The 25,013-nt window shown below is 72.2% G+C and carries 22 protein-coding genes; 16 read left to right on the top strand and 6 right to left on the bottom strand.

Translation table 11 applies throughout. From position 1 onward, the window contains the following. The first annotated feature begins 86 nt into the window (after nucleotides 1-86). From sucB to ACFYW7_RS04215, 5 genes are all read left to right on the top strand, one after another. Nucleotides 87-1,895: a 2-oxoglutarate dehydrogenase, E2 component, dihydrolipoamide succinyltransferase gene (sucB, locus tag ACFYW7_RS04235; protein ID WP_389497617.1), complete on the top strand. Its 1,809-nt coding sequence runs from the start codon at nucleotides 87-89 to the stop codon at nucleotides 1,893-1,895. 309 nt (nucleotides 1,896-2,204) lie between these two features. Beyond that, entirely contained in the window at nucleotides 2,205-2,828 is a 624-nt protein-coding gene (locus tag ACFYW7_RS04230; RefSeq protein WP_389497615.1) for a GntR family transcriptional regulator, read from the top strand. Nucleotides 2,829-3,122: 294 nt separating this feature from the next. Beyond that, nucleotides 3,123-5,822: a pyruvate dehydrogenase (acetyl-transferring), homodimeric type gene (gene aceE, locus ACFYW7_RS04225; RefSeq protein WP_389497613.1), complete on the top strand. Its 2,700-nt coding sequence runs from the start codon at nucleotides 3,123-3,125 to the stop codon at nucleotides 5,820-5,822. A 153-nt stretch (nucleotides 5,823-5,975) separates the two neighbouring features. Further along, nucleotides 5,976-6,947: a helix-turn-helix transcriptional regulator gene (locus ACFYW7_RS04220; protein WP_389497612.1), complete on the top strand. Its 972-nt coding sequence runs from the start codon at nucleotides 5,976-5,978 to the stop codon at nucleotides 6,945-6,947. Nucleotides 6,948-7,089: 142 nt separating this feature from the next. Continuing rightward, nucleotides 7,090-7,611: a DUF4240 domain-containing protein gene (locus ACFYW7_RS04215; RefSeq protein WP_389498568.1), complete on the top strand. Its 522-nt coding sequence runs from the start codon at nucleotides 7,090-7,092 to the stop codon at nucleotides 7,609-7,611. Nucleotides 7,612-7,632: 21 nt separating this feature from the next. Here ACFYW7_RS04215 and ACFYW7_RS04210 read toward each other — a convergent pair whose 3' ends face one another. Next, the gene (locus ACFYW7_RS04210) at nucleotides 7,633-7,989 is read right to left on the bottom strand and encodes a hypothetical protein (RefSeq protein WP_389497610.1); all 357 of its coding nucleotides are present in this window, start codon (nucleotides 7,987-7,989) and stop codon (nucleotides 7,633-7,635) included. Between the two features lie 104 nt (nucleotides 7,990-8,093). Continuing rightward, nucleotides 8,094-8,819: a peptidoglycan recognition protein gene (locus tag ACFYW7_RS04205; RefSeq protein ID WP_389497608.1), complete on the bottom strand. Its 726-nt coding sequence runs from the start codon at nucleotides 8,817-8,819 to the stop codon at nucleotides 8,094-8,096. Nucleotides 8,820-9,205: 386 nt separating this feature from the next. On the opposite strand from ACFYW7_RS04205, the gene ACFYW7_RS04200 reads away from it, so the two are divergent. Then, complete coding sequence (locus tag ACFYW7_RS04200) at nucleotides 9,206-10,390, top strand: MarP family serine protease (protein ID WP_389497606.1); 1,185 nt, start codon at nucleotides 9,206-9,208, stop codon at nucleotides 10,388-10,390. Nucleotides 10,391-10,481: 91 nt separating this feature from the next. Here ACFYW7_RS04200 and ACFYW7_RS04195 read toward each other — a convergent pair whose 3' ends face one another. Further along, a complete protein-coding gene (locus ACFYW7_RS04195; protein WP_389497604.1) occupies nucleotides 10,482-10,973 on the bottom strand; it encodes a GNAT family N-acetyltransferase in 492 nt (163 codons plus the stop codon). Between the two features lie 74 nt (nucleotides 10,974-11,047). On the opposite strand from ACFYW7_RS04195, the gene ACFYW7_RS04190 reads away from it, so the two are divergent. Next, on the top strand, nucleotides 11,048-11,965 hold the full coding sequence (locus ACFYW7_RS04190) for a TIGR01777 family oxidoreductase (RefSeq protein ID WP_389497602.1): 918 nt from the start codon (nucleotides 11,048-11,050) through the stop codon (nucleotides 11,963-11,965). Nucleotides 11,966-12,222: 257 nt separating this feature from the next. Further along, nucleotides 12,223-13,584, top strand: a complete 1,362-nt coding sequence (locus tag ACFYW7_RS04185; protein ID WP_389498566.1) for an NAD(P)/FAD-dependent oxidoreductase — start codon at nucleotides 12,223-12,225, stop codon at nucleotides 13,582-13,584. A gap of 276 nt (nucleotides 13,585-13,860) precedes the next feature. Here the strand turns inward: ACFYW7_RS04185 and ACFYW7_RS04180 are convergent, their stop codons facing one another. Next, nucleotides 13,861-15,336: a regulator gene (locus ACFYW7_RS04180; protein WP_389497600.1), complete on the bottom strand. Its 1,476-nt coding sequence runs from the start codon at nucleotides 15,334-15,336 to the stop codon at nucleotides 13,861-13,863. A gap of 329 nt (nucleotides 15,337-15,665) precedes the next feature. On the opposite strand from ACFYW7_RS04180, the gene lipB reads away from it, so the two are divergent. The 4 genes from lipB to ACFYW7_RS04160 all read left to right on the top strand — a co-directional run bounded on the left by lipB (nucleotide 15,666) and on the right by ACFYW7_RS04160 (nucleotide 18,855). After that, nucleotides 15,666-16,472, top strand: coding sequence for a lipoyl(octanoyl) transferase LipB (gene lipB / locus ACFYW7_RS04175; RefSeq protein ID WP_389497597.1), 807 nt, complete (start codon nucleotides 15,666-15,668; stop codon nucleotides 16,470-16,472). Nucleotides 16,473-16,602: 130 nt separating this feature from the next. Then, a complete protein-coding gene (gene lipA / locus ACFYW7_RS04170) occupies nucleotides 16,603-17,568 on the top strand; it encodes a lipoyl synthase (protein WP_389497594.1) in 966 nt (321 codons plus the stop codon). 308 nt (nucleotides 17,569-17,876) lie between these two features. Beyond that, complete coding sequence (locus tag ACFYW7_RS04165; RefSeq protein ID WP_389497592.1) at nucleotides 17,877-18,074, top strand: hypothetical protein; 198 nt, start codon at nucleotides 17,877-17,879, stop codon at nucleotides 18,072-18,074. Nucleotides 18,075-18,156: 82 nt separating this feature from the next. Further along, the gene (locus ACFYW7_RS04160) at nucleotides 18,157-18,855 is read left to right on the top strand and encodes a DUF4191 domain-containing protein (RefSeq protein ID WP_389497590.1); all 699 of its coding nucleotides are present in this window, start codon (nucleotides 18,157-18,159) and stop codon (nucleotides 18,853-18,855) included. A 454-nt stretch (nucleotides 18,856-19,309) separates the two neighbouring features. Here the strand turns inward: ACFYW7_RS04160 and ACFYW7_RS04155 are convergent, their stop codons facing one another. Further along, nucleotides 19,310-19,777 carry an RDD family protein gene (locus tag ACFYW7_RS04155; protein ID WP_389497588.1) on the bottom strand — a complete coding sequence of 156 codons (468 nt, stop codon included), beginning with the start codon at nucleotides 19,775-19,777 and terminating at the stop codon, nucleotides 19,310-19,312. 199 nt (nucleotides 19,778-19,976) lie between these two features. Here ACFYW7_RS04155 and glnA point away from each other — a divergent pair, with 199 nt between their 5' ends. From glnA to ACFYW7_RS04135, 4 genes are all read left to right on the top strand, one after another. Further along, complete coding sequence (glnA, locus tag ACFYW7_RS04150; protein WP_389497586.1) at nucleotides 19,977-21,386, top strand: type I glutamate--ammonia ligase; 1,410 nt, start codon at nucleotides 19,977-19,979, stop codon at nucleotides 21,384-21,386. A 417-nt stretch (nucleotides 21,387-21,803) separates the two neighbouring features. Continuing rightward, nucleotides 21,804-22,529 (top strand): SCO4225 family membrane protein, encoded by a 726-nt coding sequence (locus tag ACFYW7_RS04145; protein WP_389497584.1) that lies wholly within the window; start codon nucleotides 21,804-21,806, stop codon nucleotides 22,527-22,529. Nucleotides 22,530-22,866: 337 nt separating this feature from the next. Further along, entirely contained in the window at nucleotides 22,867-23,811 is a 945-nt protein-coding gene (gene htpX / locus ACFYW7_RS04140) for a zinc metalloprotease HtpX (protein ID WP_389497582.1), read from the top strand. Between the two features lie 4 nt (nucleotides 23,812-23,815). Then, nucleotides 23,816-24,415 (top strand): hypothetical protein, encoded by a 600-nt coding sequence (locus ACFYW7_RS04135; protein WP_389497580.1) that lies wholly within the window; start codon nucleotides 23,816-23,818, stop codon nucleotides 24,413-24,415. 18 nt (nucleotides 24,416-24,433) lie between these two features. Here the strand turns inward: ACFYW7_RS04135 and ACFYW7_RS04130 are convergent, their stop codons facing one another. After that, nucleotides 24,434-24,748, bottom strand: a complete 315-nt coding sequence (locus tag ACFYW7_RS04130; RefSeq protein ID WP_389497578.1) for a hypothetical protein — start codon at nucleotides 24,746-24,748, stop codon at nucleotides 24,434-24,436. Between the last annotated feature and the right edge of the window lie 265 nt (nucleotides 24,749-25,013).

Raw genomic sequence — 25,013 nt, 5'->3', positions numbered from 1 at the left:
CGCGACGACGACCACAGACTTCCGCACCTTCCCCGGCTCTCGATCCCGATCGAGCCGGGGAGACCCGATAAGGAGCAACAGAAACCATGCCGGTTTCCGTAACCCTTCCGGCACTCGGTGAGAGCGTCACCGAGGGCACTGTCACCCGCTGGCTGAAGGCCGAGGGCGAGCGCGTCGAGGCCGACGAGCCGCTGCTGGAGGTGTCGACGGACAAGGTCGACACCGAGATCCCCTCTCCCGCCGCCGGCATCCTGGCGTCCATCAAGGTCGCCGAGGACGAGACCGTCGAGGTCGGCGCCGAGCTGGCCGTCATCGACGACGGCACGGGCGCGCCCGCCGCCGCTGCCGAGGCTCCCGCCGCCGAGGCCCCGGCCCCGGCCGCCGCTCCGGCCGCTCCCGCCCCGGTCGCCGAGGCTCCCGAAGCCCCGGCCCCGGAGGCGCCCGCCGCCGCCCCCGCCGCTCCGGCCGGTGGCGCCTCCGGTACCGACGTCGTGCTGCCCGCGCTGGGCGAGTCGGTCACCGAGGGCACCGTCACCCGCTGGCTGAAGGAGGTCGGCGAGGAGGTCGCGGAGGACGAGCCGCTGCTCGAGGTCTCCACGGACAAGGTCGACACCGAGATCCCCGCGCCGGTCGCCGGCGTGCTGCTGGAGATCGTGGTCGGCGAGGACGAGACCGCCGAGGTCGGCGCCAAGCTCGCCGTCATCGGCGCTCCGGGTGCCGCTCCGGCCGCCCCCGCGCCCGCCGCTCCGGCCGCCCCCGCGCCCGCCGCTCCGGCGGCCCCCGCCTCGGCTCCCGCGGCTCCTACGGCCCCCGCCGCTCCGGCTCCGGCCCCCGCGGCCCCGGCTCCGGCCGCTCCGGCCGCCGCCCCGGCCCCGGTCCAGCCCGCCGCGCCGGCTCCCGCGCCGGTGGCCGCTCCCGCCCCCGTCACCCCGGCCCCGACGCCCGCCGCGACCGCCGGTGACGACGGCGCGTACGTGACCCCGCTGGTGCGCAAGCTCGCCGCCGAGAACGGCGTCGACCTGGCCGCGGTCAAGGGCACCGGCGTCGGCGGCCGTATCCGCAAGCAGGACGTCATCGCCGCCGCCGAGGCCGCGAAGGCCGCCGCCAAGGCTCCGGCTCCGGTCGCCGCCCCGGCCGCCGCCGCGAAGAAGGCCCCGGTCCTGGAGGTCTCGCCGCTGCGCGGCCAGACCGTCAAGATGCCCCGCATCCGCAAGGTCATCGGCGACAACATGGTGAAGGCCCTGCGCGAGCAGGCGCAGCTGTCCTCGGTCGTCGAGGTCGACATCACCAAGCTGATGAGGCTCCGCGCGCAGGCGAAGGACTCCTTCGCGGCCCGTGAGGGCGTCAAGCTCTCCCCGATGCCGTTCTTCGTGAAGGCGGCGGCCCAGGCGCTGAAGGCCCACCCGGTCATCAACGCCCGGATCAACGAGGCCGAGGGCACGATCAGCTACTTCGACACCGAGAACATCGGTATCGCGGTGGACTCGGAGAAGGGCCTGATGACCCCGGTCATCAAGGGCGCGGGCGACCTGAACATCGCCGGCATCGCCAAGGCCACCGCCGACCTGGCGGGCAAGGTCCGGTCGAACAAGATCACCCCGGACGAGCTGTCCGGCGGTACCTTCACCATCTCCAACACCGGCTCGCGCGGCGCGCTCTTCGACACGATCATCGTGCCGCCGAACCAGGTCGCGATCCTCGGCATCGGTGCCACGGTCAAGCGTCCGGCCGTCATCGAGACGGAGGAGGGCACCGTGATCGGTGTCCGCGACATGACCTACCTGACGCTCTCCTACGACCACCGCCTGGTGGACGGCGCCGACGCGGCCCGTTACCTGAGCGCGGTCAAGGCGATCCTGGAGGCGGGCGAGTTCGAGGTCGAGCTCGGCCTGTAACCCGCACCGCTCGCACAGCGACTCGGCACCCCCGTCCGGACTTCCGGGCGGGGGTGCCGTGTTTCCCCGGGCCGGGTGCCCGCGGCCGCCGTTCTTCCGCCGCAGCCCGCGTCCGACGATCACAACGACGGCACGAATCCCGACTTCACCCGGTACGAGCCCGTACGGCCGGGAACACTCTGACTGCGTGTAAGTCTCGTCTCACCTGCGGGAAAGCGCCGCCATGCGCCTCTCACCGGCCGGGGCGCGGCCTTATTGTCTAAAGGTCAAACGCCCTCGGGGTCCCGCACCCCTGTCAAAGGAGCCTTCATGACCGCGCCCGTCGTCCACTCGCTGCGCGAACAGATCCGCGAGCACATCGTGGAGGGGATCGTCAGCGGGCGCTGGAAGCCGGGCGAGCGGATCGTGGAGCGGCGGATCGCCACCGAGCTGGAGGTCAGCCAGACCCCGGTGCGGGAGGCGCTGCGCGAGCTGGAGTCGCTGCGGCTGATCGAGTCGGCGCCGAACAAGGGCGTGCGCGTGCGGAACCTGACCGCCGCCGACCTGGAGGAGAGCTACCCCGTGCGGGCCGGTCTGGAGGCCATCGCCGCGGAGCTGGCGGCCGAACGGCTCGCCGTGGACTGCTCGGCCCTGGAACCGCACGTGACCGCGCTGTACGAGGCCGACCGGCTGGCCGACGGCACCGGTCAGGTGCGGCACACGGTGGGGTTCCACCGCGAGCTGGTCCGGGCGGCCGGGAACTCCGTGCTGCTGCACACCTGGGAGGGCCTGGGCATCGAGGTCTTCACCGCCCTGTCCATCCGGTGGCTGGGAACGGTGCAGCAGTCGTACGCGGAGGAGCACGAGGCCCTCGTGGACGCGTTCCGGCGGCGTGATCCGCTGATCGCCGACCTCGTGAAGGGCCATGTCCTCGGATGCGCCCCGCGCCCGTGAGGGCGTCCGGACAACGGCGGCGCAGGGGAGCACACGCGCGCTCAGACGTGCTCCCACCTGCGAGAATCGCCGTTTTCCACGGCACCCCGTGCCTGACTTCCAGGCACCCCGTGCCGACTTTTCCGATCTGAAGAGGTTTTCCCTCAGAACCTTTGATCGATCATCGATCAGGGAGTTACAGTCACCGACGGGCTCCTACAAGGGCCCTCCGCCCTGTCCTGCCATAGACCAAGGGCACCCCCGAACACCCCTTGCCGATGAGGGAACCCCCCTCCGCATCCGGAAGGCGGCGCAATGACCGACCCCACCGCAATCCAGCCGAGCGAGCTCGACCAGCTCCCGGACCGCGACCCCGAGGAGACCGCCGAATGGCAGGCCTCCCTGGACGCCGTCACCCAGGCGGCCGGGCCGCACCGTGCCGCGTACCTGATGCGCCGCACGCTGGAGCGCGCCGAGGGCAACGGTCTCGCGCTGCCCAAGCTGCTCGAGACCGACTACGTCAACACCATCCCCACCGCCGCCGAGCCCGTCGTCGACGGTGACGAGGCGATGGAGGCCAGGATCACCGCGTGGAACCGCTGGAACGCGGCCGCGATGGTGACCCGGGGCGCGAAGCACGGCGTCGGCGGCCACATCGCCACCTTCGCCTCCGCGGCCTGGCTCTACGAGACCGGCTTCAACCACTTCTTCAAGGGCAAGGAGGGTGACGGGTCCGGCGACCAGCTCTACATCCAGGGCCACGCCTCCCCCGGCATCTACGCCCGCGCGTTCCTCGACGGACGCCTGAACGAGGGGCACCTGGACAACTTCCGCCAGGAGTCGGCCGGCAACGGCCTCCCGTCGTACCCGCACCCGCGCCGGCTGCCCTGGCTCTGGGAGTTCCCGACCGTCTCCATGGGCCTCGGCCCGCTGTCGGCGATCTACCAGGCCCGCTTCAACCGCTACCTGACGAACCGCAACATCAAGGACGTCTCCGCGTCCCACGTGTGGGCGTTCCTCGGTGACGGCGAGATGGACGAGCCCGAGTCGACGGCCGCCCTCGCGCTCGCCGCCCGCGAGGGTCTCGACAACCTGACCTTCGTCATCAACTGCAACCTGCAGCGCCTCGACGGTCCGGTCCGCGCGAACTTCAAGATCGTGCAGGAGCTGGAGGCGCAGTTCCGCGGCGCCGGCTGGAACGTCGTGAAGTCGCTGTGGGGCAACGCCTGGGACGAGCTGTTCCAGCTCGACACCACGGGCGCGCTCGTCCGCCGCCTGCGCCAGGTTCCCGACGCGCAGGTGCAGACGTACCAGACCCGCGACGCGGCCTACATCCGCCAGGACTTCTTCGGCTCCGACCCGGCGCTCGTCGAGATGGCGAAGCTGCTGAGCGACGACAAGATCTTCGAGTGCTTCCACCTCTCCCGCGGCGGCCACGAGTCGCGCAAGGTGTACGCGGCCTACCGCGCCGCCCTCGCCCACAAGGGCGCGCCGACGGTGATCCTGGCCCAGACGGTCAAGGGCCACACCCTCGGTGCGGGCTTCGCGTCGAAGAACGCCAACCACCAGATGAAGAAGCTGTCGACGGACGAGTTCAAGCAGATGCGTGATCTGCTCGAACTGCCCATCTCCGAAAGCCAGTTCGTCGACGGCGTGGTCCCCTACGGCCACCCGGGCGCCGACTCCCCCGAGGTCCGTTACCTCCAGGAGCGCCGCGCGGCCCTCGGCGGTCCGGCCCCGGCCCGCCGCACGCACGCCCTGGCCCCGCTGCCGGCCCCCGCCGACAAGACGTTCGCGTCCTTCGACAAGGGCTCCGGCACGCAGAACCTGGCGACGACGATGGCGTTCGTCCGGCTGGTCAAGGACCTGGTCCGCGACAAGCAGACCGGCCGCCGCTGGGTACCGATCGTCCCGGACGAGGCCCGTACCTTCGGTATGGAGTCGCTCTTCCCGTCGCTGGGCATCTACTCGCCCAAGGGCCAGACGTACGAGCCGGTCGACCGCGACCAGCTGATGTACTACAAGGAGGCCAAGGACGGCCAGATCCTCAACGAGGGGATCACCGAGGCCGGTTCCATGGCGGACTTCATCGCCGCGTCCAGCGCGTACTCCACGCACGGCGAAGCGATGATCCCCTTCTACATCTTCTACTCGATGTTCGGCTGGCAGCGCACGGCCGACCAGATGTGGCAGCTCGGCGACCAGCTCGGCCGCGGCTTCCTGGTCGGCGCCACCGCGGGCCGTACGACCCTCACCGGTGAGGGCCTGCAGCACGCCGACGGCCACTCCCCGGTCATCGCGGCGACCAACCCCGCGGCGCTCTCCTACGACCCGGCGTTCGCGTACGAGATCGCGGCGATCGTCAAGGACGGTCTGCGCCGGATGTACGGCGAGGCGGCCCCGGGCGAGGACCAGGACGTCTTCTACTACCTGACCGTCTACAACGAGCCGATGCCGCAGCCCGCCAAGCCGGCCGGGGTCGACGAGGGCATCCTCAAGGGCCTGTACCGCTTCAACACGGTGGAGTCCGCCGGGCTGAACGTGGCCGCGGCGAACGCTCCGCGCATCCAGCTGATCGGCTCCGGCACGGCGATCCACTGGACGCTGGAGGCCCAGAAGCTGCTCGCCGAGGAGTGGGGCGTGGCCGCCGACGTGTGGTCCGCGACCTCCTGGACCGAGCTGCGCCGCGACGCGCTGGAGGCCGACGCGGCCCTGCTGCGCGGCGAGGAGCGGGTGCCGTTCGTCCGCCGCGCGCTCCAGGGCGCCGAGGGCCCGGTGCTCGCGGTCTCCGACTACATGCGCCAGGTCCCGGACCAGATCGCGCAGTGGGTCGAGCAGGACTGGTCCTCGCTCGGCGCCGACGGCTTCGGCCTCTCGGACACGCGTGCCGCGGCCCGCCGTCACTTCGGCGTGGACGCCCAGTCGATCGTCGTCGCGGCGCTGGCGCAGCTCGCCCGCCGCGGTGAGGTCAAGGCGTCCGCGGTGAAGGAGGCCCGGGAGCGCTACGGCCTGTAGCGCACGGGTGTGAGTCCTGAGAAGGGGTACGGCGACCGCCGTACCCCTTCTCGTTTCCCCGCCCCCTCCCCTCTCTCGCCTCCTCCCCTCTCCCTCTCCCTCTCCCTCTCCCTCTCCCTCCGTACTGTCGGTGGTGCCCGGCATGATGAAGGCATGCGTGCCGCTCGTCTGATCAAGATGGTGCTGCTGCTCCAGACCCGTGCGTCGATGACCGCCGCCGAGCTGGCGCGGGAGCTGGAGGTGTCCGAGCGCACGGTCGCGCGGGACGCACAGGCGCTGTCGGAGGCGGGCGTCCCGGTGTACGCGGACCGGGGACGGACCGGCGGTTACCGCCTGATCGGCGGGTACCGCACCCGGCTCACGGGCCTGGCGCGGAACGAGGCGGAGGCGCTGTTCCTCAGCGGGGTGCCGGGGGCGCTGCGCGAGATGGGTCTCCAGGACACGGCCTCGGCGGCCCGGCTGAAGGTGTCGGCGGCGCTGCTGCCCTCCGTGCGGGACGCGTCGCACACGGCGGCGCAGCGATTCCACCTGGACGCGCCCGCCTGGTTCAGCGAGCCGCGGACTCCGGAGCTGCTGCCCTCGGTCGCGGACGCGGTCTGGGACGACCGCCCGATCGCCGCGCGCTACCGGCGGGACGACTCCGAGGTGGAGCGGGCGCTCGAGCCGTACGGGCTCGTCCTCAAGGCGGGCGTCTGGTACCTGTGCGCCCGGGTGGCGGACACGGAGGACTTCCGGGTGTACCGGATCGACCGGTTCACCGCTGTCGGCCTCGGCTCCGCGCGGTTCCGGCGCGACGAGGGGTTCGACCTGCCGGCGTTCTGGCGGGAGCGGGCCGCGGAGTTCGCCCGGTCCGTCCTGCGGTCCGAGGTCGTGGTGCGGCTCTCCCCCGAAGGCGTACGACGCCTGCCGCACGTCCTCGATCCGGCCACCGCGAAGGAGGCGCTCGGCACGTCCGGCGCCCCCGACGGGCGGGGCTGGGTGACGCTCACGCTGCCGGTCGAGTCCGAGGACGTCGCCCACGAGCGGTTGTGGGGGCTCGGGCCCGAGGTGGAGGTGCTCGCTCCGGCGAGCCTGCGGGAGCGCTGCGCCCGGGACGCGGCGAGATCGGCGTCCCTCTACCGGTGATCCCGGGCCCGGCGGCGGCACTCCGCGCCGACCCCTTGAAATCCGTACGAACCCGGCGGTTTTACCTTCGGCATGTGCATGCATAACAATCTGCGCCACTCCGCGTGCGTCCCTCCCGCCCAGGCCCGATGCTGGAGCCGTGATGGACGAGACGGAGTTCTGGCAGCTGGTGGACGCGACCCGCGAGGCCGCCGAGGGCGACCCCGAGGAACAGGCGGACCTGCTCGTCGAGCGGCTCGTCCAGCTGGACCCGGTCTCGGTCCTGGACTTCGCCCGGCACTTCGAGTCCCGCTACAACCGCGCCTACCGCTGGGATCTGTGGGGCGCCGCCTGGGTGCTGCTCGACGGGGTCAGCGACGACGCCTTCGACTTCTTCCGGTGCTGGCTGATCGGCCAGGGCCGGGACGTCTTCGAGGGCGCGATGCACGACCCCGACACGCTCGCCGAACTCCTGGACGACTTCGACGAGGAGATCGACGGCGACGGCGAGGAGCTGGGGTACGCGGCGGACGAGGCCTACGAGCAGCTGACCGGCGCGGTGGCGCCCGCCCTGGGCATCCCGGCCGCGGCCGCCGAGCCCGAGGGCACCCCGCTCGACTTCGAGAACGAGCCCGTCGTCGCGGAGCGCTACCCGAAGCTGTGGGAGCGGTTCAGGGAGGACTGACGGAGCGGGCGTCCGGCCCGCTCAGGCAGCCGTCCCCCGGCGCGTGAGGCCCGGGGGCCCGTACACCCGTCCCGGTTCCGCCCGTCCCGGTTCCGCCCGCACCGGTTCCGCCCGTACGGTGCGGTGCGCCGGTTCCGCCCGTACGGTGCGGTGCGCCGGTGTGTGGCGCATCGGGGCCGCGTTGGCCCGGTCCAGCGCGGACGCCGTGACCGCGGCCGGGCCGAGCACGACCGTCACCACCGCGCCGATCACCGCCCACGGGCCCCGCGCGGCCGTCATCCGGCCGCCCGCCCGCCTGCCCGCCCGCCCCGCGGACTCCTTCCCGGTGCCTTCCCCGCTCGCGGTGTGCCCAGCGGTCTCCGTCCGGCCCGTCCTCATGTTCCCCACCTCCGGTCAGTGCGTACGGCGAAGGTAGGGCGCGCGGCTCCGAGGAGTCTGTGAGCGACCCCGGGCGTACCTGTGAGCCCGGGGTCGGCCGGTCCTCAGCGGCTCTGGTAGCGGGCGGCCAGCGCGCGGATCTCGGGGAGGCGGGCGCTGAGGGCCGCGCCGGGACAGCTGGTCATGAAGCCGTCGTTGTGGCCGGAGATGGTGGAGAACACGGCGGAGGTCCCCGACCGGTAGCGGCTGAGGCTGTTGCTGGAGACGAGACGGACCGTGCCCCGGGGGTCGGCCCCGGCGAGCCCGAGCTTCCAGGCGGCGAGGCGGGCGATCGCGTCGGTCATCGCCGTCGGCACCGCGGTTCCCGCCGTGAAGGTGCCGATCGCGGCGATCCCGGCGGTGCGGTGGTTGAAGCCCTGGGCGTGCGCCCCGGTGACGGGCCGGTCGATGCCGCCCGCGCGGCCCTCGTAGATCGTGCCGCAGCGGTCGACGAGGAAGTTGTAGCCGATGTCGTCCCAGTCCTTGGCTCCGGTCTGGCCCGCGTAGAGGTCGCGGATGATGCCGGGTACGTCGGCGCAGTCGTAGCCGTTCGGCGAGTCGGTGTGGTGGACGAAGACCGCGACGACACGGTCGTCGTAGCGGGGCGGCGGCTGCTCGCGCGTGCTCGCGGCGTCGAGCCACGTCGACCGGGGCACGATGGACGGCTGGACGGCCGAGTGGTCCACGACGGGCCTCGCCGCCACCGGGGGCGGCGTCGCGGCGCGGGCCGCGGTGCGGTCCACCCCGGCCGCGCACAGCACCAGCGCCAGGGCGGCGAGCAGGCCGGGCACGCATCCGAGGACGACGAGGAACCCTGCCGGCAGCCGCTCGGGCCCCGGCCACCCCGCACCGGGCGGGCCGGATGCCCAGGGCGCGCGCGGGTCGCGGGCCCGGTGTGCGGGACGTCCGTGACGTCCTTGGTGCGGGGAGCGGTGTACCCGCTCCCCGCTCCGTATTCGGGGCCCCCGCGTCTTCCGGAAGACACGCATGGAGCCACCCTGACCCGGATCCGAGCGGGCCGCGATGTGTGGTGTGCCACCTGGTGGAACCATCGGGCGTATCCGGGACGTTTCTACTGGTCCAGGGGTGTGTGACCGTTTCGGCGGCACCGAACGCGCGTGGCTGATCACTGGGCCTGCCCGACGCGTACTAAGGGGCCCTAGAGAAAGGCGGCTCCGTGGACGTGCTCGACCTCCTGCTCATGCTGGTGATCCTGGTCTACGCGGCGTCCGGATACCGCCGCGGCCTGGTCGCCGGCTGTGTCTCGCTGGCCGGTTTCGTGGGCGGCGCCGTGATCGGCGTATGGGTGCTGCCCTGGATGATGGAACTGGCCACGGCGGGGACACCCGCGGCGACGGTGACGGCGGTGCTCACGGTGCTGGTGCCCGCCGTGGTGGGGCACGAGCTGGCCGGGCGCCTCGCGCTCAAACTGCGTCGCGAGCTGGACCAGGGGCCGCTGCGGGTGGCCGACGGGATCGGCGGGGCCGCGGCGAACACGCTGGCCGTGCTGCTGGTGGCCTGGGTGGCGGCGAGCGTCCTCGGCGCGTCCTCCTCGACGGTGGTCACGCAGTCGATCCGCAACTCCGCGCTGCTGGGCGCCGTGCAGAAGACGATGCCGGAGACCACGCCGGCCTGGTTCTCGCGCGCGACCTCGGCGCTCACGGAGGCGGGCTTCCCCCAGGTCTTCAACCCGTTCGAGAACGAACCGACGGCCGGTGTCGCCAAGCCGTCCGGGGACAGCGTGACGCAGTCGGCGACGAACGCCGCCAAGCGGAGCACCGTGAAGGTCGAGGGCGTCTCGGGCAACCAGGGGCGCGAGGGCAGCGGCTTCGTCTACTCCCCCCGGCGCGTGATGACCAACGCGCACGTGGTGGCGGGCATCGACCGGCCGACCGTCCGGGTGGGCGGGGTCGGACGTCCCTACCCGGCGCGGGTGGTGCTCTTCGACCCGCAGAAGGACGTCGCCGTCCTGTACGTGCCGGGTCTGCGGGCCCCCGTGCTCCCGTTCGACGGCGTCGCCTCGCGCGGTGACTCCGCGGTGGTGGCGGGCTACCCGCAGGACGGCGGCCTCGACCTCCAGGCGGCCACGGTCGCGAACCGCATCAACGCGACGGGCCAGAACATCTACAACTCCGGCACGGTGACCCGGGAGATCTACTCGATCCGCTCGACCGTCCGCCCGGGCAACTCCGGCGGCCCGCTGCTGACCACCGAAGGCAAGGTGTACGGGGTGGTCTTCGCCCGGTCGACGTCGGACAGCGAGACGGGCTACGTCCTGACGGCGCACGAGGTCGCGCCCGACGCCCGGAAGGCGGCGCACGCCACGGCGCGCGTGGAGACGGGCGAGCTCGTCACCTCCTGATCCCGGTTCCGGGGACCCGGGCGGCCACGAGGGCCACGGCGGTGGCCGCCGGAGCCCCGGCACGCTCCCCGCCGGGCCGGCCGTCGGCCGGTCAGAGCGTCCGGCCCATGAGGACGTCGTCCACGTACTCGCCGTCGAGCAGGAACTCCCCGGGCATGATCCCCTCGACGACGAACCCCTCGGACTCGTACAGCCCGCGTGCCGGGGCGTTGTGGCCCAGCACCCGCAGCGTGATGCGCCGGGCTCCCTGGCGGACGGCCTCCTCCCGCGCCGCCCGCAGCAGCGCGCGGCCCACCCCCGCGCCGCGCGCCTCCTCGGCGACGACGAAGCCGAGGATCTGCCGGACGTGCGCGTTGCAGGCGAGCGGGGTCGGGAAGCCCAGCCGGAGGTATCCCACCAGCCGGCCGTCGAGTTCGGCGACGAGGTGGTCCCGGGGACCGAACCGCTCGCTGTAGAAGGGTTCGTACGGTGGCTGGGGGCGGGGCGCCACGGCGTGCAGCGTGGACCAGGTGTCGCGGTCGAGCCGACCGAGCGCGTCCTCGTCGGCGAGTGTGGCGGTGCGTATGCGCGGAGCGGCTGACATGCCGATCACTGTACGGCCGCCGCGCCATCCTGCCCGTTCCGTGAAGTCCGCCACGGCACGGGCAGGATGGACCCATGAGTGATTCACCGCTGCCCCCGGGTTCCCGCATCGTGATCGCCGGCGCGTCCGGCCTGATCGGCTCCGCGCTGGCGCGCTCCCTGAGCGCGGACGGACACCGGGTGGTCCGGCTCGTGCGCCGTGAGCCGCGCTCGCGGGACGAGGTCCGCTGGGATCCGCAGCGGCAGCGGATCGACGCGGTGGGGCTCCTCGGCTGTGCCGCGGTGGTCAATCTGGCGGGGGCGCCGGTGGCCGGGCGGCCCTGGACGGAGACGTACAAGCGAAAGATCCGCGACAGCCGGGTGCTCGGGACGGCGACGCTCGCGGAGGCGGTGGCCTCCCTGGAAGAACCGCCGCGGGTCTTCGTCAACGGGAGCGCGATCGGCTTCTACGGCGACACGGGCGACCGGGCGGTGGACGAGTCGGCGCCGCCCGGTGACGGGTTCCTGCCCTCCGTCTGCGTGGAGTGGGAGGAGGCGACCGCTCCCGCGCGGGAGGCGGGGGTGCGCACGGTGCTGCCCCGCACCGGACTGGTGGTGTCCCGCGAGGGCGGGGCCTGGGCCAGGCTGTTCCCGCTGTTCCGGGCGGGCGTCGGGGGACGGATGGGGGACGGGCGTCAGTACTGGAGCTATGTCGCCCTGCACGACGAGGTGGCCGCGATCCGGCATCTGATCGACACGGAGTCCCTCTCCGGGCCGGTGAACCTGACCGCGCCCGACCCGCTCACCAACCGCGAGATCACCGAGGCCATGGGCCGGGTCCTGCGCCGCCCGACCCTGCTCACCGCCCCCGCCCCGCTGCTGCGCCTCGCCCTCGGCGACATGGCCGAGGACATCCTGGGCAGTCAGCGCGTCCTGCCCACCCGGCTCCTCGCGTCGGGTTTCACGTTCGCGTTCCCCTCGATCGAGGGGACGCTGCGGGCGGCCCTGGGCTGAGACGGGGCGCGCACGGCGGGGTCTCCCGCCCCGCCGGGTGTGCGCCCCCACGGCGCCCACCGGGTGCGCCGGAGCGGACACATGCACCCCCCATGCCCCCGTGCACGGCCGCCGCGCGACTTCCCCCGTACGCCCGAACCTCGCACCCTCGATCCGAACTCGGGTATCCCAGAAGCGTGTTGGGGGCATGACGTCCCCACCGGCCGCGCAACCTCGAGGAGGGGCACGTGCTAGAGCCCGCACGCCAAGCCACGCACATGGCGGAGATCGCGGAAGACGTGGACGTCGTCGTCGTGGGAGCCGGTGTCGCCGGTCTCGCGGCCGCACGGCACCTGACCGGGGCGGGGCTGAGGACCGCCGTCCTGGAGGCCGCCCCGGACGTGGGCGGCCGTATGTCCACGGAGAAAGTCGACGGTTTCCGGCTGGACCGGCTCGGCCGGCTCCTGTCCACCGCGTACCCGGAACTGCGCCTCACCCCGGGCCTGGACGCCCTGGCGCTGCGCCCGTTCGCCCCGGGCGTCCTGCTGCACAGCGACGGACGGCACCACCACGTGGGCGCGCCCGGCACTCCCCGGAGCGCAAGGGGCGCACTCACTACGGCACGCGCCCTCGCGAGCGCCCCCCGGCTCCAGTTGGCCCGCCCCGCGCGCGGCGTCACGCGTCCCGGACCGCTCGGTGGCCCCCTCGACCAGTCCCGCCTCACCACGGCCCTCGCGCGTCTCGCGGCCACTCCCCCGGAGCGCCTTCTCGCCCGCCCGGACCTTCCGGCGGATCGGGCGCTGGCCTCCCGGGGTCTCCCGGCCCGTACGGTCGACGCCTTTCTGCGCCCCCTCCTCGCGGCCCTGCTGGGCGACCCGGAGCTGCGGACGTCGAGCCGCGTCGCCGATCTCGCGCTGCACTCGTTCGCGACGGGCCGGCTGTGCCTTCCGGAGGGCGGCGCGGACGCGCTCCCCGAACTGCTCGCGGCCGCCCTCCCGCCGGGCACCGTGCACACGGGCGTCGACGTCACCGCCGTCTCCACGACCCGGGTGACGACGAAGGACCACGGCGAACTCCGCTGCCGGGCCATCCTGTTGGCGACCGGGGCCCGGGAGGCCGCGCGGTTCCTGCCCGGACTGCACGTGCCCGCCTTCCATCCGGTGACCGTCCTGCACCACACCACGGACGAACCGCCGCTCACCGAGGCCGCGCTGCTCCTGGACGCCGACCGCGGCGGCCCGGTGGCGCACACGGCGGTCGTCAGCCAGGTCGACCCGGCGCGGGCCCCCGCGGGCCGCGCCCTGATCTCCTCGACCGTGCTCGGCACCCCGCCCGCCGCGACCCACCTGGACGCGATGGTCCGCGCCCAGCTGGCCCGTCTCTACGGCACGTCGACGGCCCGCTGGGAACTGCTGGCGGTCCATCACGAACCCGAGGCGGTACCGGCGATGCCGCCGCCGCACGACCCGCGGCGCCCGGTACGGCTGCTCGCGGGCCTGTACGTGTGCGGCGACCACCGGGACACCAGCACCGTGCAGGGCGCGCTGCACTCGGCCCGGCGGGCCGCCCACGCCCTCCTGGCGGACCTGGACGTCCGTCCGGCCCCGTCGGCGGAGCACCTGGAGTCCGCCGCCGCCTGACCCCGGTCCCCGGCCACGGGGACCCCACCCGGGCCGGAGACGAACCGGGCCTCGGGACGAACGGGCCGGACCCCGAGGACGCACCGAGCCTCCCGACGGGTTGGTCCTCCCGGCGGGCGGGCCGGCCCCTCGGGGACCGACCGGCCCCCGGAAGGGACCGGGGCCAGGTCTCCCGGTGGGTCGGGGACAGGCCCTGAGACGGGCTCGGCCGGGCCGCAATGGCTTCCCGGTCTTCGGCACCCCAGGCCGGAGACCGGGGACGGCCCCGGCCGCCGCTCAGTTCAGCGCGGCCACCTTGTCCCGGTAGCCCCGTACGGGCGCCGCGTCCCTGTACGGCTCCAGCCGCTTCTCGAAGTCCCGTACGTACTCCACGGCCCGCGCCGACCGCATCTCCGCCGCCTGGCCCGCGGCCTCCGCGCCCAGCAGGCAGGCCTGGTCCAGCTCACCGAGCCCGAGCCGCGCCGAGGCGAGCACCACCCGGCAGAACAGCCGGCTGCGCGCGTACCCGGGCGGCCGCAGCTGCAGCGAGCGTTCGGCGTGCTGCGCGGCGGCCCGGAACTGCTGGAGGTCCCGGTGGCAGTGCCCGAACTCGTCGGCGAGCTGCGCCTCGTCGAAGAACCGCGCCCAGTGCGGAACCTCGTCGCCGGTCCTGGAGGTCTCCAGCGCGCGCTCGGCCCGGACCAGGGAGGCCGTGCAGGCCCGTACCTCGCCGAGCACCCCGTGGCCGCGCGCCTCGACGGCGTGCAGCAGCGCCTGCACGACGTGCGGGCCCCCCGAGCCGAGGCCCTGCTGGGCGACCCGCGCGAGTTGCACGGCCTCGCGGCCGTGTCCGAGGTAGACGGCCTGCCTGCTCATCGTGATGAGCACGTAGGAGCCGTAGACCCGGTCGCCCGCGGCCTGCGCGAGGCGCAGCGCCTGGACGAAGTACCGCTGCGCGAGTCCGTGCGCGCCGATGTCGTACGACGTCCAGCCGGCGAGCCGGGTGAGGTCGGCGGCGGCGGCGAACAGGTGCCGGCCGGTCTGCTCGCCGTACGCGCCGCGCAGCATCGGCTCGGCCTCGTGCTCCAGGTAGCGGACCAGCGCCTGACGGGCGTGACCGCCGCCGTAGGCGTGGTCGAGCGCGCGGAAGAGTTCGCCGACCGAGCGGAGCGCGGCGATGTCCCCGCCGGTGACCCGCTGGCCGGGGCCGCGTTCCGTCCTCGGACGCTGCCGCGAGCCGGGTCCGCCCTGCTCGGGCGGTGCCGTGAGCTTGGGCGGCGCCGGGCGGCCCTGGGCGGGGATCCGGGAGGGCTGGTCACCGCGGGCGACCCGGTCGTCGGCCCGGCCGATCAGCCAGTCCCGGCTGGGCACGACGAGCCCGGCGGGGGTGAAGGCGATCTTGCGGAGTTCGGCGTGGCTCCCGGAGTCCTTGCGCCACAGGCCGCTGACGATGTCCACGGCCTCCTCGGGGGTCGCGGCGAACTCCAGCCCCGCGTACACGGGGGCGCAGGCGTCGAGCCCGAGGTCCTGCGCGCTCAGGCGCCTGCCGAGGCGGCGGGTGAAGACCTCGGCGATCAGCGCCGGAGTGGTCCCGCGGGGCTGCTGGCCCCGCAGCCACCGGGTCACGGACGTCTTGTCGTATCTCAGGTCCAGTCCGTGTTCCAGTCCGAGCTGGTCCACGCGGCGGGCGAGACCTGCGTTGGAGAACCCCGCTTCTGCGATGAGCGCGGCGAGCTGTCGATTGGGCGTGCGCTGCGCGGGTCGTTCCGTCATCTGCGGTGCGGTCTCCTGCCTTTCGGGTCACCGAGGGCCTCGGGGCAGCGTGGAACGTGCTTTCGCCTCCCCCAGGTCCCCTGGTGCCCGGATTGCCTGTGAGCAGCCCTTATGGCCTAGTGAACGGCGCGAATGTAGCGGAGCGTGAGCACGTCATCGCACACTTCGACCTTCATTCATCCGATCGTGTGAGGATTAGCCGTCGGGCTGACGTGGATCGGGCGGACGTACAGTTGCGTGGGCGCGTTACGGACCTGGCGAAAGGATCCTTCGCGTGCCCCGCACGGGGACCACCACGTGCCCGAGGTACTTCCAGGGAGGCGCTTGCCGTGAGTGAGCTGCAGTTCGTCCGCATGGGATTCGGCGCCGAGGCCGTCGAGTACCAGGAGGCGTGGGACGAGCAACGTCGCGTGCACGCGGCCCGGTTCCTGGACGAGGTCCCCGACACCTGCCTGCTCCTCGAGCACCCGCCGGTCTACACCGCGGGCCGGCGCACGGCGGACAGCGAGCGGCCCCTGGACGGCACGCCCGTGATCGACGTGGACCGCGGCGGCAAGATCACCTGGCACGGCCCGGGCCAGCTGGTCGGCTACCCCATCCAGAAGCTCCCGCGTCCGGTGGACGTCGTAGCACACGTACGCCGCCTGGAAGAGGCTCTTATCCGTACGTGTGCGGACTTCGGCCTGACGACGAGCCGTGTCGAGGGCCGCAGCGGTGTCTGGATCCTCGGGGACGCCAAGGACCCCGCCGAACAGCGGTCCGCGCTGGGCGGCCTCTCCCTCGACTTCGACCCGCGGCTGACGGACGAGGAGTTCGACCCGCGGCTCGACGGCCCGGAGTACGCCCCGTCCAACGCGGGCCAGCGCCGCGAGGACCGCAAGATCGCCGCGATCGGCATCCGCGTCGCCAAGGGCGTCACCATGCACGGCTTCGCGCTGAACGTGAACCCGGACAACGCCTGGTTCGACCGGATCATCCCCTGCGGCATCCGCGACGCGGGGGTCGCCTCCATCGCGGGCGAGCTGGGCCGTGACGTAACCATCGCCGAGGTCCTCCCGGTGGCCGAGAAGCACCTCGGGGACATCCTCGCGAACGCGGACCTGAAGCCGCGGGTCGTGGAACGCGCGCCGGCGTAGGACCCGCTCCCCCCGATCGGCGGCCCACGGGAATGCACCCCCGCTCCCGAAGGTTGCCCACATCGGGGACCGAGTACCGTACGGGCGTACTCTGGTGTACGCCGAAGAATCGAAGTTACAGGGAGCCGATGTGTCCGCAGTCGCACCCGACGGACGCAAGATGCTGCGCCTGGAGGTCCGGAACGCTCAGACCCCCATCGAGCGCAAGCCCGAGTGGATCAAGACCCGGGCGAAAATGGGTCCCGAGTACACGAAGATGCAGAGTCTCGTGAAGAGCGAGGGACTGCACACGGTCTGCCAGGAGGCGGGCTGTCCGAACATCTACGAGTGCTGGGAAGACCGCGAGGCCACCTTCCTCATCGGCGGTGACCAGTGCACGCGGCGCTGCGACTTCTGCCAGATCGACACCGGCAAGCCCGAGGCGCTGGACCGTGACGAGCCGCGCCGTGTCGGTGAGTCCGTCGTCACGATGGACCTGAACTACGCCACCATCACCGGCGTCGCCCGCGACGACCTGGAGGACGGCGGCGCCTGGCTGTACGCCGAGACGGTCCGCCAGATCCACGCCCAGACGGCGGGCCGCGAGGCCGGCCGCACCAAGGTCGAACTGCTCGCCCCGGACTTCAACGCCGAGCCCGAGCAGCTCGCCGAGGTGTTCTCCTCGCGCCCCGAGGTCTTCGCGCACAACGTCGAGACCGTCCCGCGGATCTTCAAGCGCATCCGCCCCGGCTTCCGCTACGAGCGCTCGCTCAAGGTCATCACCGAGGCCCGCGACTACGGTCTGGTCACGAAGTCGAACCTGATCCTCGGCATGGGCGAGACCCGCGAGGAGGTCAGCGAGGCGCTCCAGCAGCTGCACGACGCGGGTTGCGAGCTCATCACGATCACGCAGTACCTGCGCCCCTCCGTGCGCCACCACCCCGTGGAGCGCTGGGTCAAGCCGCACGAGTTCGTGGAGCTGAAGGAGGAGGCCGAGGAGATCGGCTTCTCCGGCGTCATGTCGGGCCCGCTGGTCCGCTCCTCGTACCGGGCCGGGCGGCTCTACCAGATGGCCGTGGAGAAGCGGGGGGCGTACGTCGCCTCCCAGGCGGTCTGATCGGCCCGACCGGTCGGATACGCCGAACGGCGCACGTTGCGAACGGAAAGCGGTGGCACCCGGTGCCACCGCTTTCGTGTGAATCGGGGCACAAGCGACTCGTCTTCACAACAGGCCGTTCACACCCCTCGCGCCATCCGTGCAGCTGAACGCGCCGTCAGAAGCGCGTCAAGGGCAGGACCCGCGGTATCAAGGCTTCATTGGTGTTTGACCGGTCGGTCACGCACTGGTAACACCAATCAGTGACCCTGGTTGCACGTCACCCACCACTCCGTCAGAGCCGCCGATCCCGAGGGGGGATCCTCATCATGCAGGCCGCGCCCGTACGCGCCACCGCGATTCCGTCGTTCACCGATGCACTCCGTGCCGTCGAGTCTTTGCTCATGAGCAGCGGGCAGCGCACCGCTCGCCGCAACGCCTGGACCTCCGTCCTGGAGGACCGCCGTCGCGCCAAGGACCGGGTCGAGGCGCAGCTCGTGCTGGAATCCGTCCCGACCCGCTCCTGAACCACCGGCCCCCCGGCAGCGCGTCCCAGATCACGCCGTACTGCCGTCGTCCGCGCTTCCCGGGCCACGTAGACTCGTGGGCATGGCGAGGAAGGAACCCGCAGCGGACGCTGCGAACCCCGGGCGACTCAAGCAGATCGCTCTGACGTACAAAATGACCCGCAAGGCCGATCCAAAGATCGGTCTTGTACTCGCGGCTGTCGGAATTCTCACCCTCGGTGTCTTCCTCGCGATCGGCTACTTGACCGGCCTCACGATCTATCTCGGGATTCTCGGGCTTCTGCTCGCCTTCCTCGCGACGGCGATCGTCTTCGGACGCAGGGCCGAGCGGGCCGCCTTCGGCCAGATGGAGGGTCAGCCCGGCGCGGCCGCGGCGGTGCTCGACAACATCGGCCGAGGCTGGACCACGACCCCGGCGGTGGCGATGAACCGCAGCCAGGACGTGGTGCACCGCGCGGTCGGCAAGGCCGGCATCGTGCTGGTGGCCGAGGGCAACCCGAACCGGGTGAAGACCCTGCTGGCCGCCGAGAAGAAGAAGATGGCGCGGATCGTCGCGGACGTCCCGGTGCACGACATTCTCGTCGGCACCGGCGAGGGCCAGGTGGAGCTGAAGAAGGTCCGCACGACGATGCTGAAGCTGCCGCGCGTGCTCGCCGGCCCTCAGGTCACCGCGACCAACGACCGGCTGCGCGCGATGGGCGACCTGATGAGCAACATGCCGCTGCCGAAGGGGCCGATGCCCAAGGGGATGCGGATGCCTCGGGGCGGCCCGAAGCGATGACGCTCGCGCTGGCTTGACCAGTTGCACGACGTGGGGCGGGCCGGAGATCTCCGGCCCGCCCCACGTCTTTGGCCTTCGCCCGCGGGCCGCGACGAGCCCGTGCCGGGCCTCCGCCCATGGCCGCCACGAGCCGTGCGCCTCGGCGCGGCCGACCGCCTTCGACCCGGCGGGCCGCCCCTGCCGGGCGCCGCGGCTCGCCTTCGGCATGGCCGCTCGCTCCCTCGGCTTCGCCGGGGCGGGGCGCCCGCGGGGTTGCCCCCGCACCGGCGCAGGTCACCTCCGGTGACGAATCGTCCCTTCGCCGGGACGGAACAGCGGAGCGGCCTCGCCTCAACGGGCCGGTACTGCTCCCCTGCGGCCCCGAGGGTCGCCTGGGGCCGGGGGTCCGGCGGGCCGGGGGTCCGGGGTCGGCCTGGCGGGGGTGGGGCGCTCGTTCGGCGGGGACCCGTGTGGGTCAGATGCGGACTTCGATCGTGCGGGCCAGGCGGTCGTGGAGGCCGCGGCCGTCGCGGTCCCAGATCAGCGCCGGGACGGCCACGCACAGCAGCGCGGTGCGCACCAGGGTGCGCAGCGGGTTCAGCCGGCCGCCGCCCTCGGGGACGATCCGCAGGCCGAGGAGCCGCTTACCCGGAGTGGATCCGACCGTACCGACCGTCAGCAGACCGAGGACGAAGAAGACGAGCAGGGCCCAGTTGCCCGTCGCCGCGTCGTAGCCGTCGGTGAGCAGGCCGTATGCGATCAGGAGGCACAGGCCCCAGTCGACCGCGACGGCGGCCAGCCGGCGTCCGGGGCGGGCGATCGAACCCGGTCCGTGCTCCGGGAGACCGAGCTGTTCCCCCCGGTATCCGAAGTCGACACCGGCCTCCTCCGCCGCCGCGCGGGGGCCGGAGAGCCACGATCCGATTGCTTGCCTGTTGTCCACCCGTCCAAGGTACTGCGCCCCTTTCGCCATACGGACAGGAGGGGCCTGGCGCGACAGGGTCGGTTAACTTGGGTGAAACAAACGGGTCACGCTGGAGAAATCCCCCATCCCTATGGTCGGCTCCAGCGTGTGCCACCGCACTGGCCGCACGAACGAACTACCACCCCGGTCCACAGTGGGCGGGAGTAGGAGGAGCTGGATGTTCCAGAACGCCGACGAGGCCAAGAAGTACATCGCGGACGAGGACGTCAAGTTCGTCGATGTCCGTTTCTGCGACCTGCCGGGTGTGATGCAGCACTTCACGATCCCGGCCGAGGCCTTCGACCCGGCCGAGGAGCTCGCGTTCGACGGCTCCTCCATCCGCGGCTTCCAGGCCATCCACGAGTCCGACATGGCGCTCCGCGCCGACCTGTCCACCGCGCGCGTCGACCCCTTCCGCCGCGACAAGACGGTCAACATCAACTTCTTCATCCACGACCCGATCACGGGCGAGCAGTACTCCCGTGACCCGCGCAACGTGGCCAAGAAGGCCGAGGCCTACCTCGCGTCGACCGGTATCGCCGACACCGCGTACTTCGGTCCCGAGGCGGAGTTCTACGTCTTCGACAGCGTGCGCTTCAAGACGGCCGAGAACGAGTCCTTCTACCACATCGACTCCGAGGCCGGCGCCTGGAACACCGGTGCGCTCGAGGACAACCGCGGCTACAAGGTCCGCTACAAGGGCGGCTACTTCCCGACCCCGCCGGTCGACCACTTCGCCGACCTGCGTGCGGAGATCTCCCTGGAGCTGGCCAAGTCCGGCCTCCAGGTCGAGCGCCAGCACCACGAGGTGGGCACCGCCGGCCAGGCCGAGATCAACTACAAGTTCAACACGCTGCTCGCCGCGGCCGACGACCTCCAGCTCTTCAAGTACATCGTGAAGAACGTCGCCTGGCGCAACGGCAAGACCGCGACCTTCATGCCGAAGCCGATCTTCGGCGACAACGGCTCGGGCATGCACGTCCACCAGTCGCTGTGGAGCAACGGCTCCCCGCTGTTCTACGACGAGGCCGGTTACGCGGGCCTGTCGGACATGGCCCGCTACTACATCGGCGGCATCCTCAAGCACGCCCCGTCGCTGCTGGCCTTCACCAACCCGACGGTGAACTCGTACCACCGTCTGGTCCCCGGCTTCGAGGCCCCGGTCAACCTGGTGTACTCGCAGCGCAACCGCTCCGCGGCCATGCGCATCCCGATCACCGGCTCCAACCCGAAGGCCAAGCGCGTCGAGTTCCGCGCGCCCGACTCCTCCGGCAACCCGTACCTGGCGTTCGCGGCCCTGCTGATGGCCGGCCTGGACGGCGTGAAGAACAAGATCGAGCCGGCCGAGCCGATCGACAAGGACCTGTACGAGCTGGCTCCCGAGGAGCACGCGGGCGTCGCCCAGGTCCCGACCTCGCTCCCGGCGGTCCTCGACCGCCTCGAGGCCGACCACGAGTTCCTGCTCGCGGGTGACGTCTTCACGTCCGACCTGATCGAGACGTGGATCGACTACAAGCGCACGAACGAGATCGCCCCGCTCCAGCTGCGCCCGCACCCGCACGAGTTCGAGCTGTACTTCGACGTGTGACATCGCCCCGGGTCGGAGCGGGTCTCCCGCTCCCCCGGGCCGTCTGTGGGTCGTAGGCCGTGCTCCCCCTCGCGGGGAGCACGGCCTACGGCCTTTTTCCGGCCCCGCACCGCAAAGCCTGGCCGGCGACGGACCTCAGAGGAGCAGGGACAGGACCGCGGCCGTGAACAGCGAGCCGATCCCGGCCCGGATGAAGTCGGCACCGTGTCGCAGCCGCCGGAACTTGTCCCTCACCAGGCGGGCCAGACCACGACTCTCTTGGCCGCGCCGAGGAAGGGCCAGCGGTTTCCCCGACTCGCAGTCGCTCCGCTACCTACGTCTGCTCCCGTGCGGAGATGAGTACTTGTGCTCATCTCCCGGCGCTCCCGCCGGGCCAGGGTTGGGCACACAGACCCGGAACCACTCGAAGGAACGCCGATGCCGAACACTTCCCGCCCGCGCCGCATCCTGGAACTCGCCACCGGCAACCAGGTCGCCCGGGGCTATCTGGCCGTTGTCGCCGCGTCCGTCCTGGTCATGGTCCTCTTTCCGGAGAGCGCGTTCGCCGCGGGTCCCTTTCTGCTCACGGCGCCCCTCTCCTTCCTCGGCATTCTCCTCCCCTTCGGTCCGGGCACCGAGGGCGGCGGGCCGGCGCAGGTGTCGGCCACCGGCTTCTGGATCGCCTGGCTCCTTCTGTGCGTCTTCCTGAACGCCGCCGTGCTCGGCGCGCTGGCCACGAGGTCCGCGCCGGCCGCGACGGAGCCCGCGCCGCGCAGCCCCGCCCCCTCCGCTCCGGAGGACACCGACGCGGCCCGTCCCCTGGGCGGCCGAGGGCGACGGCTCCGGACCCTGCTGACGCCCGCGGTGGACAACTGGCTCGCGCGCGGGTATCTCGCCCTGGTCGCGGCGGCGTTGGCGATCTTCCTGTGCGCCGATTACGTACTGCGGGATCCGGGGTTCGCCGCGATCTGGCCGCTCATCACGACCGCCCCGTTCGGCATCCTCGCCTTCGTGGTGACGATCCCCACGGAGTACTCGGCCCTCGACTGGCTGAACCCCCTGCTCTTCTCCGCCGGTACGGCTCTGGCCGGGCTGTTCAACGCCGTGCTGATCGGTCGGTTCGCCCACGCGGTACGGGCCCGGGAACAGCACCGGACCGCCTGAGGGTCCGTCGCCCACCCGTCGCCGACGGCATGATCACACCAGGTGCGATGAGCGTCGTCCTCGCGGGTTCTTCATGGAACCCCACAAGTCCGATGTCGCGAAGCCTCTGGGTCGGTGATCGAGCGGAGGGTGTGCGAACCGCCATAAGAGTGCGTCGTCGGTGGGGGTGGGTGCGGTCGCCGCGACTCCGGCGTGCGCGCTGTCGGCCCCGCGTGAGCAGGTGACTCTCCGCGGGGGAGTTCTTTGCCCGTCGTGGGGCCGATCGACACCTGTTCATGGGGAGGCCCGGGCGCACAATGGAGAGCGGGACGAGTGCCCGACTGCGGGGTGATGTCAGATGCAGAGCCGATTCCGGAGCGATCGACGCCTGACCGTGCGCATGGCGGTCACGCTGTTCCTGCTCGGATTGCTGTACGTGGCCTTCGTCGCCGCGTTGATCGTCCTGCTGAAGTCGTGGGTGCTGGTCGTGGTGATCGCGGCCGGGCTGCTCGTGGCGCAGTACTGGTTCTCGGACCGGATCGCGCTGTACGCCATGCACGGACGGATCGTGGAACGCGAGGAGTATCCCCAGCTGCACGGCGTCGTCGACCGGCTGTGTGCCGTGGCCGACCTGCCCAAGCCGCTGGTCGCGGTCTCCGACATCGACATGCCGAACGCGTTCGCCACGGGTCGCAACGCCGATCACGCGGTGCTGTGCGTGACCACCGGGCTGCTGCGCCGCCTGGAACCCGACGAACTCGAAGGCGTCCTCGCGCACGAACTGTCGCACGTCGCGCACAAGGACGTCGCCGTGATCACCGTGGCGTCGTTCCTCGGGGTCCTCGCCGGGCTGATCGTGCGGTTCGCGTTCTACTCGCAGCTGTTCGGCGGGCGGGGCCGCAAGGACCAGAACACCCTCGCGATCTTCATGGCGGTGATGGCCGTGTCCGCGGCCGTGTACGCCCTCAGCTTCCTGCTCATCAGGGCGCTCTCCCGGTACCGCGAACTGGCCGCCGACCGCGCCGCGGCGCTGCTCACCGGCCGCCCCTCGGCCCTGGCCTCCGCACTGACCAAGGTGACCGGGGACATCGGCCGCATCCCGACGAAGGACCTGCGGACCGCCCAGGCCTTCAACGCCTTCTACTTCACGCCCGCGCTCGGTGCCCAGCCGGGCCTCGCCAACCTCTTCTCCACCCACCCGAGCCTGGAGCAGCGGCTCGAACAACTGGCCCGCATCTCCGTCGAGCTGGGCGAGCCCGCGGTACCGGGAGCGATCGCCCCGTCCCCCGGAGAGGCCGGCTGACCGCATGGGGCTCCTGGACATCCTGCTCGGCCGCAGCAGGCCCGCGGTGCCGGACCTCGACCAGCTCTTCGGGCTTCCCTCGGCGGCCGTGACCCTCCAGGCGGCGGCCGGGTTCACCCCGACCGGCACGGGCACGGTGTGCTTCGCGTCCGTCGAGGGCGCGGCCTTCGCCGAGGCGCGCCGGGAGGCGCAGGCCCTGCTCGACGCGGACTCCGGGCGGACGGGCCCCCCGGTGGAGTCCAGCCGGGACGAGTACGGCTACTCATGGCTCGTCTCCCGCCGCGCCCCCGACGACCTGCCAGCGCTGGTGAGCGATCTGCACGCGGTCAACAGCGCCTTGGAGGGCACCGGCTTCGGGCCCCAGCTGCTCTGTTCCGTCGTGGGTTTCCGGGACGACGGGGGCAGCGAGGACGACGGGGGGCGCCGGCTCGGCCTGGTCTACCTCTACAAGCGCGGGACCTTCTATCCGCTGTGCCCGCGCCCCGGCCGGCACAGCCGCGACAACGCGCTGGAGCTGCAGGTGGCCGCGCTGCTGGAGAACGACCTGCGCGTCGAGAAGGACAAGACGCGCTGGTTCCCGCTCTGGGACGCGCCGGGGCTGTGACGCCCCGGCGCGTCGGGACTACTTGGCGCGCTCCTGGCGGCGCGACTCCAGCGGGCGTTCGCGCCGGTAGCGGCGTTCCCACTTCGCCTGACGGTCACGACGGTCCCGGTACGCCCGGTAGCTGGTGTCCGGACGGCCCGCGGATCCGCCGGCGGCCTGCGGGGCGGAGCCCTGCGGCGCGGAGCCCGGGGACCCCGCGGTGAACGCGCCTCCCTGGGCGCGGCCGTAGCGGACGTACAGGAAGAGGACGGCGATCGCCGCGAGCCAGAGTGTGTGGTTGGAGAATCCCATGACGACCAGGATCACGGTCGCGGAGAAGATCAAGGTGCCCATGACGGGACTCCTTGTGTGCGTGAGTGAAAAGGCCTTGACGGCTTCTGGATGAACCGGCGGGGCGCTGGGGGTGGCGGCCGTGCGTCGGTGCGTAGAGAGTAGCCCCGAGACCGCCAACTGATGCCTGTCCGGCGGAAAGCGGTGCTCTGCTGCTCCGGAACGCGCTTCCAGCGTAGAGAGTTCGCCGACCGGCACGCATCCGGTTTTCTCCCGGACCGCGTCCCTCCGGAGCGACGGTTTCCCGTCAAGTGCGCCTTCCTGTCAC

Source organism: Streptomyces sp. NPDC002580, from assembly GCF_042889485.1.
Classification (GTDB): domain Bacteria; phylum Actinomycetota; class Actinomycetes; order Streptomycetales; family Streptomycetaceae; genus Streptomyces.
Note: the sequence above shows the minus strand (reverse complement) of the source record. Positions and strands in the feature narration are given on the sequence as shown.

Coding starts and splice junctions, on each gene's coding strand:
- sucB (WP_389497617.1), top strand. CDS start 87: ATGCCGGTTTCCGTAACCCTTCCGGCACTCGGTGAGAGCGTCACCGAG.
- ACFYW7_RS04230 (WP_389497615.1), top strand. CDS start 2,205: ATGACCGCGCCCGTCGTCCACTCGCTGCGCGAACAGATCCGCGAGCAC.
- aceE (WP_389497613.1), top strand. CDS start 3,123: ATGACCGACCCCACCGCAATCCAGCCGAGCGAGCTCGACCAGCTCCCG.
- ACFYW7_RS04220 (WP_389497612.1), top strand. CDS start 5,976: ATGCGTGCCGCTCGTCTGATCAAGATGGTGCTGCTGCTCCAGACCCGT.
- ACFYW7_RS04215 (WP_389498568.1), top strand. CDS start 7,090: ATGGACGAGACGGAGTTCTGGCAGCTGGTGGACGCGACCCGCGAGGCC.
- ACFYW7_RS04210 (WP_389497610.1), bottom strand. CDS start 7,989: ATGAGGACGGGCCGGACGGAGACCGCTGGGCACACCGCGAGCGGGGAA.
- ACFYW7_RS04195 (WP_389497604.1), bottom strand. CDS start 10,973: ATGTCAGCCGCTCCGCGCATACGCACCGCCACACTCGCCGACGAGGAC.
- ACFYW7_RS04190 (WP_389497602.1), top strand. CDS start 11,048: ATGAGTGATTCACCGCTGCCCCCGGGTTCCCGCATCGTGATCGCCGGC.
- ACFYW7_RS04185 (WP_389498566.1), top strand. CDS start 12,223: ATGGCGGAGATCGCGGAAGACGTGGACGTCGTCGTCGTGGGAGCCGGT.
- ACFYW7_RS04180 (WP_389497600.1), bottom strand. CDS start 15,336: ATGACGGAACGACCCGCGCAGCGCACGCCCAATCGACAGCTCGCCGCG.
- ACFYW7_RS04165 (WP_389497592.1), top strand. CDS start 17,877: ATGCAGGCCGCGCCCGTACGCGCCACCGCGATTCCGTCGTTCACCGAT.
- ACFYW7_RS04160 (WP_389497590.1), top strand. CDS start 18,157: ATGGCGAGGAAGGAACCCGCAGCGGACGCTGCGAACCCCGGGCGACTC.
- glnA (WP_389497586.1), top strand. CDS start 19,977: ATGTTCCAGAACGCCGACGAGGCCAAGAAGTACATCGCGGACGAGGAC.
- ACFYW7_RS04145 (WP_389497584.1), top strand. CDS start 21,804: ATGCCGAACACTTCCCGCCCGCGCCGCATCCTGGAACTCGCCACCGGC.
- htpX (WP_389497582.1), top strand. CDS start 22,867: ATGCAGAGCCGATTCCGGAGCGATCGACGCCTGACCGTGCGCATGGCG.
- ACFYW7_RS04135 (WP_389497580.1), top strand. CDS start 23,816: ATGGGGCTCCTGGACATCCTGCTCGGCCGCAGCAGGCCCGCGGTGCCG.
- ACFYW7_RS04130 (WP_389497578.1), bottom strand. CDS start 24,748: ATGGGCACCTTGATCTTCTCCGCGACCGTGATCCTGGTCGTCATGGGA.